Below are 12,719 nucleotides of genomic sequence, written 5' to 3' on the forward strand. Positions count from 1 at the left end.
GTCACCGGCAGGTCGGCAGGTCAGCGTCCGCGCCGTCGGCGATGGCCTCGACCGCGTCCCGCGCCTCCCCCAGCGTCTCGACCCGCACCACCTGCAGGCCCTCGGGAACCGCTCCGACGACCTCGTCGCAGTTGCCCGCCGGGGCGAGAAAGTGCGTGGCCCCGCTGCTCGCGGCGCCGACGAGCTTCTGCCGGATGCCGCCGATGGGGCCCACCCGCCCGGAGGAGTCGATGGTGCCGGTGCCGGCGATCCGCTCCCCGCCGGTCATCGCCCCCGGGGTGAGCTTGTCGACGATGCCCAGGGCGAACATCAGCCCGGCGCTGGGGCCGCCGATGTCCTCGATCTGGATGCTGACGTCGAACGGGAACTCGTAGCGGGGATCGATGAGGACCCCGAGCAGCGTCTCCCCCTCCGGCCCGCTGGTCGTCGTCACCTCGACCTCGACGGGCGCCCCGTCGCGCTCGACGCGCACCGTGACCGGGTCCCCCGGGTCGACCTGCTGCATCCGGTCCCGCAGCTGGGGCAGGTCCGGCACCTCCTGGCCGTCCACGGCGAGCACGACGTCCCCCTCGGCCAGTACCTCCTCGGCGTCCGAGCCGGGAGAGAACCCGGCGACGGTGAGCGTCGTGGGCACGGGGATACCGAGCTCGTGCATCGCCGCGGCGGTCGCGTTCTCCTGGGAGGACACCATCTCCTCGGCGTTGCGCTGCTCGATGTCCTGCTCGGTGACGTCCGGCGGGAACACCTCGTCCTCGGGCAGCACCGACTCCTCGGGGCGCAGCCAGGCGAGCAGCACGTCGAGGGCGAAGACGTCCCCGCCTGGTCCGCCGAAGACCGACACCGTCGTGAGCTCCAGCGCGCCGTCCGTCGGGTACGTGGGGTGCCCGTCGACCTGGATGAGGGGCTCGCCGCGGTACTCCCCGAGGGTGTCGCGGACCGGGCCGGGCTTCATGATCGCGAACGGGAGGGGTACCACCGCCAGGACCGAGAACAGCAGGATCCCGAGGAAGGCCGGCAGCAGCGCGCGGGTCGCCCACCCCAGGCGGTGCCGCGCGGAGCCGGCCGTCCCGCCGTCCGCCTGCTCCTCGACGGAGACCGGTGCGCTCACCGGGACAGCCTAGACACCCGCTCCCTGGGAGCACCCTGGGAAGGGCGGCGGCACTGCCGTGCGGGTCACCGGTGCCTGGGTCACCGGTGCCTGGGTCACCGGCGCCGGCGCCGGACCCGCGCCTGCCGCCAGGCCGCCGCCGTGCCGACGAGGGCGACGGCCGCGCCCGCCGCGCCGAGGGCCGCGTCGCGCCGGTCCAGGCGCCGGGCGGCGAGCGCGTGGTGGCCGCGGACCTGCTCGAGCAGGACGCCGAGACAGGTCTCGTTGTCGTAGCGGGGCCGCCAGCCCGCCTCCCGCAGCCGGGTCGAGGGCACCACCCACGGGTGGACGACGTAGGCCAGGTCCTCCGGCGGCATCGGCAGCACCCGGGCCCGGTGCAGTCGCTCGGCGGTGCCGAGGGCCAGGGCAAGCGGCAGCTCCATCCGGCGCATCCCGGCGAGGGTCGCCACCGACTGCTCGGTGAGCACCCCGTCGCAGCCGACGGTGAGCGGACCGGTGAGGTCCTCGGTGACCGCGGTGGCGACCGCCTCCCCCAGGTCGTCGACGTGGCAGAACTGCCACAGCATCGCGGTGCCGGTGGCGGTGAGCAGGCGCGGTGCCTCGAAGTGCCGGGTGACGACGGTGTCGACGCCCTCGCCGACGAGGGCGGCCGGGCGGACGACGGTGGTCCGCACGCCAGGGTGGGTCCGCGGCACCCGGTCGAGCAGCCACTCGACCTCCAGCATGTCGCCGACGAGGCCGTCGTCGCCGTCCCGGCGCAGCGGCGCGTCCTCCGGCAACGGCACCGGGTTGTCCGGCGACGCGCCGAGCACCATCGCACTGGTGACCACGACGAGCCGGCGGGCGCCGACCGCGGCCGCCGAGGTGAACACGGCCTGCGCCGTCCGGACGACGCGCGCCCGCCGCTGCGCCGGCGGCTCGGCCAGGGCAGCCTCCAGGTCGTCGGAGGCGGCGACGTGGACGACGACGTCGACGTCCCGCAGGCACTCCGCCACCGTGGGCTCCGCCAGGTCGGTGACCCGCCAGTGCGCGCCGTCCACCGGGCCGCGGACGGCGTCGACGGCCACGACGGCCCGGACGCGGCCGGCGTCCGCCTGGCGGAGCAGGGCCCGGGTCACCGCCTGCCCGGCGGGGGACGCCGCGCCGGTCACGGCGACGAGCGGACCGCTGTCGCTGCGCCCAGAGCGAACCTGACCCGTCACGGACCCCACCGAGACTCCGCTCACCCGCACCGACCGCCTAGCGTGTACTGGGTCCCGTCATCTACTGGATCGCATCGTCTGCTGGACCCCATCATCCCCATCATCCATCCCCATCATCATCGTCCGGCGTGCCCACCGCACCCAGGACCCGCCAGGAGGCCTCCGCATGACCGACGACCGCGACCGCCGTCCCGACGAGCCGGAGGAGCCCCAGGACCCGCTGTCGGAGATGCTCGGCCGGCTGCTCGGCGGTGGCGGGCTCGGCCCGGGCGTGCCCGGGCTCGACCCGGCGCAGATGGCCGCGGCCGGCCTGCCGTCGGACCCGGCGGTGCTCGCGCGGATCCTCGGCCAGGTGCAGCGGATGCTCTCCACCGCGAGCGACGAGCCGGTCAACTGGGAGCTGGCCCGCGACGTGGCCCGCCAGGGCGCCGCCGCCGGCGGCGACCCGGCCGTCGGCGACCGGGAGGGCCGCGCGGCGGTCGAGGCTCTGCGCCTGGCCGACCTGTGGCTCGACGAGGTGACCGACCTGCCCGCCGCCGGCGCGGCACCTCGGGCGTGGTCGCGCTCGGAGTGGGTGGAGGCGACGATGCCGACCTGGCAGCGCCTCGCCGGACCGGTCGCGACGTCGGTCGCCGACGCGATGGCCGAGGCGATGACCCAGCAGGCCCCTGAGGAGCTGCGTCCGATGGTCGCCGCCGCCGGGACGATGATGCGCCAGGTCGGCGGCGCCGTGTTCGGGATGCAGGTCGGCCAGGCCGTCGGCGCGCTCGCCGGCGAGGTGGTCTCCGCCACCGACGTCGGCCTGCCGCTCGCCGGCAGCGGCACGACCGCGCTGCTGCCGGCCAACGTCGCCGCGTTCGGCGAGGGCCTCGAGCTGCCGCTCGAGGACGTGCGGATCTACCTGGCGCTGCGTGAGGCGGCGCACGCCCGGCTGTTCGCCGCGGCCGGGTGGCTCGCCGCCCACCTGCTCGGGTCGGTGGAGGCCTACGCCCGCGGCATCCGGATCGACACGGCGGCCATCGAGCAGGCCGTGCAGTCCGTCGACCCGACCGACCCCCAGGCGCTGCAGCAGGCGCTGTCCGAGGGGCTCTTCGAGCCCGAGCGCACGCCGCAGCAGCAGGCGGCGCTGTCCCGCCTGGAGACGACGCTCGCCCTCGTCGAGGGGTGGGTGGACGAGGTCGTCGACGCCGCCGCGCGGGAGCGGCTGACGTCCGCGGGGGCGCTGCGCGAGGCGGTCCGTCGTCGTCGCGCCGTCGGCGGCCCGGCCGAGCACACCCTCGCCTCGCTCGTCGGGCTCGAGCTGCGCCCGCGCCGGCTGCGGGACGCCGCGACCCTGTGGGCGACGCTCGAGCAGGCGCGCGGCCGCTCCGGCCGGGACGCCGTCTGGCAGCACCCCGACCTGCTGCCCACGGCCGAGGACCTCGACGACCCGGCCGGGTTCGCCGCGCGGCGCGGCGACGCCGAGGCCTCCTCGGCGGACGTCGACGCCGCCATCGAGCGGCTGCTGCACGGCCAGGACGCCGGTGAGGACGGCGGGGACGACGGTGCGGCCGAGGACGGGACCGAGCGCGGGTGACGCTGCTCGACACGACGGTCGCCGCCCTGACGGCGTGGTCGGCGCCGTCCGCTGCCCAGGACCGGCTGCGCGAGGACTACCTCGCCCACCTCGCCGCCCACCCCGACGGGCTGTGGCGCGACGGGCCGCCGGCGCACCTCACCGCCTCCTGCACCGTGCTCGACCCAGCGGGCCAGCACGTGCTGCTCACCCACCACGCCAAGGCGGGCGTGTGGGTGCAGTTCGGCGGGCACCTCGAGGACTCGGACGCCGACCTGCCGGCCGCCGCGCTGCGGGAGGCGCGGGAGGAGTCCGGCGTCCCGGACGTCGTCCTCGTCCCCGACGGGCCGGTCGACCTCCACCGGCACACGCTGTCGGCAGCCTTCGGGCGGTGCCGTGAGCACCTCGACGTCCTGTATGCCGGCGTGGCTGCCGCTGGCGCGGTGCCGGTGGTCAGCGACGAGAGCCACGACGTCGCCTGGTGGCCGGTGGACGCCCTCCCGGCCGGGACCGTCGCGGACCTGCCGGCCCGGCTGGCGGCGGTCGTGGCGGCGGTGCGGGGCTACGCCCGCGCCGTCGACGCCGCGTCCAGGGCCTGACGCAGGTCCGCGAGCACGTCCTCGGGGTCCTCGAGCCCGACCGACAGCCGCAGCAGGTTCGGGTGCGGCTTGGCGTCGGCGGCGACGGGCCGGTGGGTGAGCGCGGCGGGGTGCTGGATGAGGGTGTCCACACCGCCGAGGGACACGGCATGGGTGACCAGCTGGCAGGAGTCCGCCACCCGGCACGCCGCCTCGTAGCCGCCGTCGACCTCGAAGGCGAGCATCGCGCCGGGCGACTCCATCTGCCGGCCGACGAGGCCCTGCGGGTCGCACTCGGCCAGGCCCGGGTAGTGCACCCGGGTGACCGCCGGGTGGGCCCGCAGCCCCTCGGCGACCTTGCCGGCGTTCTCGCTCTGCGCCCGGACCCGGACCGGCAGCGTCGCCAGCCCGCGGTGCAGCAGGTAGCCGGCGAGCGGGTGCAGCACCGCGCCGGTGATGGCACGGACCCGGCGCAGTCGGGCGGCGAGGTCGGCCGCCCGCGGTCCGGCGGTGGCGACGACACCGCCGACGACGTCGCCGTGGCCGCCGAGGTACTTGGTCGCCGAGTGCATGACGAGGTCGGCGCCGAAGGTCGCGGGCCGCTGCAGCACCGGGGTGGCGAAGGTGTTGTCGACCAGGAGCACGGCCTGCGGCGCCCGGTCGCGGACGGTGGCGGCGACGGCCGCGAGGTCGACGAGGTCCATGGTCGGGTTGCCGGGCGTCTCCAGCAGGACCAGCCCGGTGTCGGGGCGCAGCGCGTCGCCGATGCCGGCCGGGTCGGTGTAGGTGACCTCGGTGCCGAGCAGGCCGGTCGCCAGCAGGTGGTCGCTGCCGCCGTACAGCGGCCGGACGCCGACGACGTGCCGGTGCCCGGTCTCGGCCAGCCCGAGCAGGACGGCGGACAGCGCCGCCATCCCGGAGGCGAACGCGACCGACTGCTCGGCCTCCTCGAGGTCGGCCAGCGCCTCCTCGAACCGGGCGACGGTGGGGTTCCACAGCCGGGCGTAGACGTGGCTGTGGCCCTCCTGCGGCAGGCCGCCGGAGGCGAGGGCGTCGTAGCTCTCCCCGCCGATCTCGACGGTGGGCAGGGGGTTCGTCGTCGACAGGTCGATGGGCGGCACGTGCACGCCGGCCTCGGTGAGGCCGGACCGGCCGGCGTGGACGGCGCGGACGGCGCGGGTGCTGAACGCGGTCATGTCCGCATGATGAACACTCCGCTGACGGATAGCCAGGATGTCGACGATGATTCGGTGACACGGCGTCCGGTGCGCCGATGTTGTCGGTGTGATGCGGAGGTGCGGGGATGACGCCGAACAATCTGCGGGGTGCGCGCGCACGGGCCGCAGGCCGGTCGGTCCCGCTGGACCGGGTGGACCGGGAGATCCTCGCCGCGCTCGTCGAGGACGGCCGGCTGGCGAACAACGCGCTGGCGGCCCGGGTCGGCGTCGCCCCGTCCACGTGCCTGGCCAGGGTTCGCGAGCTGCGCCGTCGCGGGGTGCTGCGCGGGGTGCACGCCGACGTCGACCTGGCCGCCGTCGGGCACGGCCTGCAGGCGATGATCGCCGTCCGGTTGCGCTCGCACGACCGGGCCGAGGTCGAGCGGTTCCGCCGCACCGCTCCGGACCTGCCGGGCGTCGTCGGGCTGTTCCACGTCTCGGGTGCCGACGACTACCTGCTGCACGTCGCGGTCGCCGACTCCGACGCGCTGCGGGACTTCGTCCTGGACCACCTCACCGGGCACCCGGCGGTCGTCCACGCCGAGACGAGCCTGATCTTCGAGCACGTCCGGGGCACGACCGACCTGGTCAGCGGCTGACGACGTCGCCGGCGGCTGCGTCGTCCGGGGCTGCGTCGTCCGGGGCTGCGTCGTCGGCCAGGTCCTCGTCGGCCAGCTCCTCGTCGTCCAGCTCGAGGTCGGCGGCGGCGCTCACCCCCTGGAGGTAGCCCCGCGCCCGCTCCGTGCGCGGGTAACCGTCGAGCAGCGCCCAGAACGCCGGCCCGTGACCGGGCTCGATCAAATGGGCCAGCTCGTGCAGCAGCACGTAGTCGAGGACCCAGCCGGGCATCCCCCGGACCCGGGTGGAGATGCGGATCGTCCCGTCGGCCGGGGTGGCCGACCCCCACCTGGTTCGTTGGTTACCGGCCCACCGCACGCTCGTCGGCACCGAGCGGCCCCCGAGGTAGCGGGCGGACAGGTCCCGGGCGCGGCGCTCGAGGTCCGCGTCGCCGGGCCGCCGGCGCTGGTCCTGCGCGGCGAGGCGGGCGAGCATCCGCTCCACCCAGGCGGCCTCCTGGTCCGCGGTGAACCGCGCCGGGATGCACACGACCGTCGTCCCGCCGTCGCGGTAGGCGGTCACGGTGCGGCGACGGCGGCGGCTACGCCGCACCTGGACCGGGGGCGACACGGCAGCCATGACCTCACGTTACCTGCGTCACGCCGGGGTCGGCGATCGTCCACAGGCAGGGCGTTCAGGCCTGCTTCGGCTCAGCGACCGCGGAACACCGGACGGCGCCGCTCCCGCTGGGCGGCCAGCCCCTCCTGTAGGTCCTCGGTGGCCAGGGTCACCGCCTGGGCGAGCGCCTCCCACTCCAGCGCCGTGGCGTAGTCGGCGTGCCCGCCGCCGCGCAGGGCGACCGTCGTCAGCCGGGTCGCTATCGGTGCCCGGGCGGCGACGTCGGCCGCCATCGCGAGCCCGACGTCGAGCACCTCCTGGGCCGGCACGACCCGGGAGGCGATCCCCAGGCGGCCCGCCTCGACGCCGTCGACCATCCGGCCGGTGAGCAGCAGGTCGCGGGCGACGGCTAGCCCGGCCACGTCGGGCAGGGACCACGTCGTCGCCATCCCGGCGTGCATGCCGAGCGCGGTGAACGGCACCCCGAGCCGGGCGTCCTCGGCGACCACCCGCAGGTCGCAGGCCAGGGCCAGCGCGAGGCCTGCGCCGACAGCGGCCCCGTTGACGGCGGCGACGGTCGGGACCTCGAGGTCCCGCAGCACGAGCCACTGCCGGTAGAAGCCGATCATCCGCTGCCGCAGGGTCGCGACGTCGGCGTCGCGGTCCGCGCCGATCCAGCTGGTGTCACCGCCGGAGCAGAACGCCGGACCGGCGCCGGTGACGACGACGCAGCGCAGCTCCGCGTCCGCGGCCAGGTGGGCGATCGCCCGGCCCCAGGACGCCGTCATCGGCGCGGACATCATGTTCCGCCGCTCGGGCAGGTCCAGGGTGAGGACGGCGACGCCGTCGTCACGGCGGTCCAGGCGCAGGTGCTCGAGGTTCAGGTCAGGGGCCGGTGGCATGGCGGCACGGTAGCGGCCGCGACGCGCCGGACCACCGCCGCGGGTGAGCACGGACCCGTGCTCGGCTAGTGTGCTCCGCGGTCGTGGGAGCCCGCCGCCGGAGCGCGGCGCGGGCGGACCCTCAGCAGACATCGACAGAAGGAGGCCGTTCATGGCCGAGGAGACCTACAAGGGCGAGTTCTACTGCGTGAAGTGCAAGGAGAAGCGCGAGGCGGAGGGCCGCGTCGTCGAGACGAACGGCCGCCGGATGGCCAAGGGCACGTGCCCGGTCTGCGGCACCAACCTCAACCGGATCCTCGGCAAGGCCTGACCGGCGGTCCCCGCAGCACAGGGCACGACCCAGCAGCAACGTCCCGGCGCCGTCCGGCCACCTCGTCAGGTGGCCTGGCGGCGCCGGCCGCGTCCGGGGTGCGCGGCGAGCGGGCGGCTGTGGACGACGCCGGCAGGGATGCGCGGTGGCGTGCCACCCTCCGGTGGATCCCGTCCCGACCCGGGTCCTGACCGGCAGGAGGCGACCGTGCTGCGACTTCGTCCCGGCCTGACCGTGGCCTGGCGCGGCACGGGACGGGTTCAGCTCGGCCTCGGCGAGCACGGCACCGTCCTGGACGGGCTCACCCCCGCCGACGAGCAGCTGCTCACCGGGCTGGCCGCCGGGGCGCCGCTGCAGTCCCTGCTCGCGCTGGCCGAGCGGCTGGGTGCCCCCGAGCAGCGGGTGCACGACCTGCTCGCCGAGCTGCGGGCCGCCGGCGCACTGGCCTCGCCCGGGGGCACGCCGTCCTCAGGGTTGCCGGCCGCGGACCGGCAGCGGCTGGCCCCGGACGCCGCGGTGCTCGGGCTGGCCTACCCGCACGGCGACGGCTGGCAGGTGCTCACCCGGCGCCGCGACCGCTGCGTCGCCGTGCTGGGACCGGGTCGCACCGGCCTGGCCGTGGCGACCGCGGCCGCCGCCGCGGGCGTCGGGACGGTGCTGGTGGACACGGTCGTCGTCGACCCCGACGAGCAGGCGCGGCTCGCCCCGGTGACCGCGGCGGACGTCGCCCCCGGCGGCTGGCGGGACGAGGACGTCGGACGGCCGCGGGTGGAGGCCGCCCGCGACGTCCTGGCCCGCCGGTACCCGGGGACCCGCACGTCCGCCCCGCCGGGCACGCGGCCCGACGTCGTCGTCCTGGTCGTGCACGGCGCCGCGGACCCGGTGCGCTGCGAGGCACTGGTGCGTGAGGACGTGCCGCACCTGCCGGTCGTGTGGGGTGAGCGGGGGGTCGAGGTGGGCCCGCTCGTCGTCCCGGGGGTGACCGGCTGCCTGCGCTGCCAGCACCTGCACCGCACCGACCGGGACCCGCAGTGGCCGCGGGTGCTGGCCCAGGTGACCGGACGCCGGACGCCCGGGGCGGAGGAGACGGCGCTCGCCGCCCTGGCGGCGTCCCTGGCCGTCGTCCAGGTGCTCGCCCACCTCGACGGGGGGCAGCCGGCGGTGCGGGACGCCGCCCTGGAGGTGTCGCTGCCGGACGGCGAGATCGCGGCCCGGCCGTGGCCGCCGCACCCCCGCTGCGGGTGCCGGTGGCCACCAGGGGTCGCGCCGGGCGCGCCGGGAGGGACAATGGCGGGGTGAGCGACCTGCCGCGCAAGGCGCTGTCCCGGTCCGTCAAGCTCGCCAGCCTGCCCGTCGGGTTCGCGGGGCGGACGGCGTGGGGCATCGGCAAGCGGGTCGGTGGCAAGTCCGCGGAGGTGGTCGCCGCCGAGGTGCAGGCCCGCACCGCCGAGCAGATGTTCAAGGTGCTCGGCGAGCTCAAGGGCGGGGCGATGAAGTTCGGTCAGGCGCTGAGCGTCTTCGAGGCCGCGCTGCCCGAGGAGATGGCCGGCCCGTACCGGGCGACGCTGACCAAGCTGCAGGACGCTGCTCCCCCGATGCCCGCGGCGACCGTGCACAAGGTGCTCGCCGACCAGCTCGGGCCGCGGTGGCGCCGCTCGTTCGCCGAGTTCGACGACACCCCGGCCGCCGCGGCGTCCGTGGGCCAGGTCCACCGCGCCCGGTGGAAGGACGGCCGGCAGGTCGCCGTCAAGGTGCAGTACCCGGGTGCGGGGGACGCGCTGATCTCCGACCTCAACCAGGTCTCCCGGGTGGCGCGGATGGCGACGGGCTGGATCCCCGGCCTGGACATGGGGCCGATCCTGGCCGAGCTCAAGGAGCGGGTCGCCGAGGAGCTCGACTACGGGCTGGAGGCCGAGGCGCAGTCCCGGTTCGCCGAGGCGTTCGCCGGCGACCCGGACTTCGCCATCCCCGCCGTCGTCCTGGCCACCGACCGCGTCATCGTCTCGGAGTGGCTCGAGGGCGTCCCGCTGTCGCGGGTCATCGCCTCGGGTACCCAGGAGGAGCGGGACGCCGTCGCCCGCCGGTACGCCGAGCTGCTGCTGCTCGGCCCGCAGCGGGTCGGGCTGCTGCACGCCGACCCGCACCCGGGGAACTTCCGGACCACCCCGGACGGCCGGTTCGGCGTCCTGGACTTCGGTGCGGTCAACCGGCTGCCCGACGGGATGCCGCCGGAGATCGGCCGGCTGCTCTCCCTGGCTCTGGCCGGGCAGGCCGAGGACGTCGTCGAGGGCCTGCGAGAGGAGGGGTTCATCCGTTCCTCGGTGACCATCGACCCCGAGGGCCTGCTGGAGTACCTGTCCCCGTTCCTGGCCCCGGCGCGCACCGAGACGTTCCGGTTCACCCGGGCGTGGATGCAGGAGCTGTTCGGGCACATCAACGACCCGCGCAAGCCGCAGTGGTCGACCGGGCTCAAGCTCAACCTGCCGCCAGAGTACCTGCTCATCTACCGGGTCTGGCTGGGTGCGCTCGGGGTGCTGTGCCAGCTCGAGGGCGAGGTGCCGGTGCTCGAGGTCTTCGAGGCCTACCTGCCGGAGTTCACGGCCCCGGATCCCGCCGCCGGGTGAGCGGCAGCACGGCCAGCAGCGGCACGGCGGTCAGCGCGACCGCGCCGGGCAGGCCGGCGCCGAGGCCGGCGACCCCGCCGACCGCGGCCGCCCCGACGGCGGTGCCGGTGTCGAACCCGGCGTTCCACACCGTGCTCGCGGTCGCCGACCCGTCCGGGCCGGCGCGGCGGAACGCGAGGAGCAGGGTGAGGTTCTGCACCGCCCCGTAGCCGACGCCGGTCAGGGCGCTGCCGGCCAGCACGAGGACGGCGGCCGCCGGGCTCGCGGCGGCGGGTGAGTCGGCGGCGCCGGCGAGGCCGGCGGCGGTGACGAGCACGCCCGACGCGGTGAGCAGCACCACGGGCACGAGCAGCCCACCCGGGCCGCGCCGGTCGGCGAGTCCGCCGACGGCCCAACGGGCGACGGCCGCCGTGGCGCCGAACGCGAACAGGGCGACGGCGGCGAGCGCCCCGGCCCCGGTGAGCGCGATGGGCACGAACGTGAGCAGTCCCCCGCCGGCGAGGGTGGCGGCGACGAGGACGAGCGCGGGGGCGGTGGCACCGCGGGCGGCGGCGGGGTCGAACGGGCGGGCGGTGGAGCCCGCGGCGCGCCGGCCGAGGTCCCCGTAGCGCAGGGCGGCGGGGACGCCGAGAACGGGCAGCACGCCGAGCCACAGCACGAGCTCGAAGGAGAACCGCTCGGCGAGGAGCACCCCGCCCGGGACGGCGAGCAGGTTCGGCAGGGCGATCGCCGCGCCGTACAGGCCGGCGGTGCGCCCGTAGGCGCCCTTCGGGGCGAGCAGGGCGACGAGCAGGCTGCCGATGACGGTGAGCAGGCCGAAGCCGACGCCGCGGACGGCGGAGACCGCGGCAAGGGCGGCCGGGTCGGTGCTCAGCGCGTAGAGCGGGGCGGGAGCGCCGAGGGCCACGAGCCCGGCGGCCAGCGCCGGGCCGATGCCCACGCGGGCGAGCAGTTCGGGGACGGCGAACTGGGTCGCCACGGTAGCGACGAGGGTGGCGGTCGTCGTGACGAGCCCGGCGGTGGCGTCACCGGCGCCGCCGCGGGCCGCCCACAGCGGCAGCGCCGACAGCAGCAGGGCGAACCCGCCGAACCCGGTCAGAGCGGTGACGAGCAGGCCGCTGACGCCGTCGGTGCGCAGCAGGTCGCGGGTCGTCAGGTCGGGCACCGGGCGAGGCTAGTCAGGGAGAGGTCAGCCGCCGATGTCGGTGCGGGCCCGGGAGGTGACCGTGAGCGGGACCAGGGAGTCCTGGACGGCCGGTGCGCACCGGCGCGTCACTCAGCGGACGGTGCAGCGTGGAGCCATCTCAACGTCGAGGCCGCGGCTCTGACACCGCACGGCGACCACTGACCAGTGGATGGCGATGTGATGATGCCGTCAGGCGATCTGGAAGGTCTCGTCGCCCACTTGGACCTCGACGCGCAGCGTGCCGCCGAGTGCGTCGGCGTAGCGGCGCAACGTGTCGACCTTGGTGAAGTCGACCTGGCCACGCTCGATCTCCGAGACGCGCTTCTGGCTGATCTCCAGCGACTTCGCGACATCGGTCTGGGTGAGTGCGAGCATCTCCCGCAGCTCGCGCAGCTTGTAGGCGCGGACTTCGGCGAGCATCCGTTCCTTGTGGGCTGCCTGACGCTCGGGGTTGCCCGGGCGCTCACGCAACACATCCTTCAGCGTCTTAGCCATGTCAGTTCCCACTCTTCTTGCGTCGACCCTTCGTCGGCGGCTCGGCTTGTCGTTCCTTCTGCCTCTGCAGTCGGTCCAGGTGCGCGTCGTATCGGTCGTCAGCGACGGGGATGTTGGTCTTGTACCACCGCTGCCACGCTCCCTGCTTGTCACCGGCCACCAACAGGATCGCCCTGCGCCTGGGATCGAAAGCGAACAGGATGCGTACCTCGCTGCGTCCTGACGAGCCGGGTCGCAGCTCCGCGCTCGGCTGTCTACTTCGCCGATAACCGGCTCTTCACGATTGAGGGTGTAGTCGCGGTCTGAAGCCTCCGGTCTCGAGCAGGGACCGCGCGATGTAGTTGGTCAGGTTGCGGAAGCCGAGGG

Annotated in this window: 13 protein-coding genes and 1 pseudogene; 6 read left to right on the forward strand and 8 right to left on the reverse strand. The window is 75.7% G+C overall.

Annotated elements, in window-relative coordinates; genetic code table 11:
* Nucleotide 1 precedes the first annotated feature (1 nt).
* A complete protein-coding gene (locus ACFP6A_RS13095; protein ID WP_379604204.1) occupies nucleotides 2–1,108 on the reverse strand; it encodes a PDZ domain-containing protein in 1,107 nt (368 codons plus the stop codon).
* A 95-nt stretch (nucleotides 1,109–1,203) separates the two neighbouring features.
* The gene (locus ACFP6A_RS13100; protein WP_379604205.1) at nucleotides 1,204–2,310 is read right to left on the reverse strand and encodes an NAD-dependent epimerase/dehydratase family protein; all 1,107 of its coding nucleotides are present in this window, start codon (nucleotides 2,308–2,310) and stop codon (nucleotides 1,204–1,206) included.
* Between the two features lie 166 nt (nucleotides 2,311–2,476).
* On the opposite strand from ACFP6A_RS13100, the gene ACFP6A_RS13105 reads away from it, so the two are divergent.
* Nucleotides 2,477–3,886: a zinc-dependent metalloprotease gene (locus ACFP6A_RS13105; protein WP_379604206.1), complete on the forward strand. Its 1,410-nt coding sequence runs from the start codon at nucleotides 2,477–2,479 to the stop codon at nucleotides 3,884–3,886.
* A complete protein-coding gene (locus ACFP6A_RS13110; protein WP_379604207.1) occupies nucleotides 3,883–4,464 on the forward strand; it encodes an NUDIX hydrolase in 582 nt (193 codons plus the stop codon). Before ACFP6A_RS13105 ends, ACFP6A_RS13110 begins: the two co-directional genes overlap by 4 nt.
* On the opposite strand, the gene ACFP6A_RS13115 is transcribed toward ACFP6A_RS13110, so the two are convergent.
* On the reverse strand, nucleotides 4,428–5,639 hold the full coding sequence (locus tag ACFP6A_RS13115) for a trans-sulfuration enzyme family protein (RefSeq protein ID WP_379604208.1): 1,212 nt from the start codon (nucleotides 5,637–5,639) through the stop codon (nucleotides 4,428–4,430). The two genes, ACFP6A_RS13110 and ACFP6A_RS13115, sit on opposite strands and share 37 nt — an antisense overlap.
* Nucleotides 5,640–5,746: 107 nt before the next feature.
* Here ACFP6A_RS13115 and ACFP6A_RS13120 point away from each other — a divergent pair, with 107 nt between their 5' ends.
* Nucleotides 5,747–6,259, forward strand: coding sequence for an Lrp/AsnC family transcriptional regulator (locus ACFP6A_RS13120; RefSeq protein ID WP_379604209.1), 513 nt, complete (start codon nucleotides 5,747–5,749; stop codon nucleotides 6,257–6,259).
* Here the strand turns inward: ACFP6A_RS13120 and ACFP6A_RS13125 are convergent.
* Together ACFP6A_RS13125 and ACFP6A_RS13130 are read right to left on the reverse strand one after the other, a co-directional pair.
* Nucleotides 6,249–6,857 (reverse strand): M48 family metallopeptidase, encoded by a 609-nt coding sequence (locus tag ACFP6A_RS13125; protein ID WP_379604211.1) that lies wholly within the window; start codon nucleotides 6,855–6,857, stop codon nucleotides 6,249–6,251. The two genes, ACFP6A_RS13120 and ACFP6A_RS13125, sit on opposite strands and share 11 nt — an antisense overlap.
* A gap of 71 nt (nucleotides 6,858–6,928) precedes the next feature.
* Complete coding sequence (locus tag ACFP6A_RS13130; RefSeq protein ID WP_379604212.1) at nucleotides 6,929–7,738, reverse strand: enoyl-CoA hydratase/isomerase family protein; 810 nt, start codon at nucleotides 7,736–7,738, stop codon at nucleotides 6,929–6,931.
* A 151-nt stretch (nucleotides 7,739–7,889) separates the two neighbouring features.
* Here ACFP6A_RS13130 and ACFP6A_RS13135 point away from each other — a divergent pair, with 151 nt between their 5' ends.
* The 3 genes from ACFP6A_RS13135 (at nucleotide 7,890) to ACFP6A_RS13145 (ending at nucleotide 10,672) form a co-directional block, all read left to right on the forward strand.
* Nucleotides 7,890–8,048: a DUF5679 domain-containing protein gene (locus ACFP6A_RS13135; protein ID WP_379604214.1), complete on the forward strand. Its 159-nt coding sequence runs from the start codon at nucleotides 7,890–7,892 to the stop codon at nucleotides 8,046–8,048.
* Between the two features lie 207 nt (nucleotides 8,049–8,255).
* Nucleotides 8,256–9,347 carry a thiamine biosynthesis protein ThiF gene (locus ACFP6A_RS13140; protein WP_379604215.1) on the forward strand — a complete coding sequence of 364 codons (1,092 nt, stop codon included), beginning with the start codon at nucleotides 8,256–8,258 and terminating at the stop codon, nucleotides 9,345–9,347.
* Nucleotides 9,344–10,672 (forward strand): ABC1 kinase family protein, encoded by a 1,329-nt coding sequence (locus ACFP6A_RS13145; RefSeq protein ID WP_379604217.1) that lies wholly within the window; start codon nucleotides 9,344–9,346, stop codon nucleotides 10,670–10,672. The genes ACFP6A_RS13140 and ACFP6A_RS13145 overlap by 4 nt, the downstream gene beginning before the upstream one ends.
* Here ACFP6A_RS13145 and ACFP6A_RS13150 read toward each other — a convergent pair.
* The 3 genes and pseudogenes from ACFP6A_RS13150 to ACFP6A_RS13160 all read right to left on the reverse strand — a co-directional run.
* Nucleotides 10,644–11,837 carry an MFS transporter gene (locus ACFP6A_RS13150; protein WP_379604219.1) on the reverse strand — a complete coding sequence of 398 codons (1,194 nt, stop codon included), beginning with the start codon at nucleotides 11,835–11,837 and terminating at the stop codon, nucleotides 10,644–10,646. The two genes, ACFP6A_RS13145 and ACFP6A_RS13150, sit on opposite strands and share 29 nt — an antisense overlap.
* A gap of 210 nt (nucleotides 11,838–12,047) precedes the next feature.
* The gene (locus ACFP6A_RS13155) at nucleotides 12,048–12,353 is read right to left on the reverse strand and encodes a helix-turn-helix domain-containing protein (RefSeq protein WP_379604221.1); all 306 of its coding nucleotides are present in this window, start codon (nucleotides 12,351–12,353) and stop codon (nucleotides 12,048–12,050) included.
* A 1-nt stretch (nucleotide 12,354) separates the two neighbouring features.
* Nucleotides 12,355–12,594: pseudogene (locus ACFP6A_RS13160) on the reverse strand (type II toxin-antitoxin system RelE/ParE family toxin); the annotation flags it as partial.
* Nucleotides 12,595–12,719: the final 125 nt, after the last annotated feature.

The organism is Quadrisphaera sp. GCM10027208, assembly GCF_042658805.1.
Lineage (GTDB): Bacteria > Actinomycetota > Actinomycetes > Actinomycetales > SCSIO-59966 > SCSIO-59966.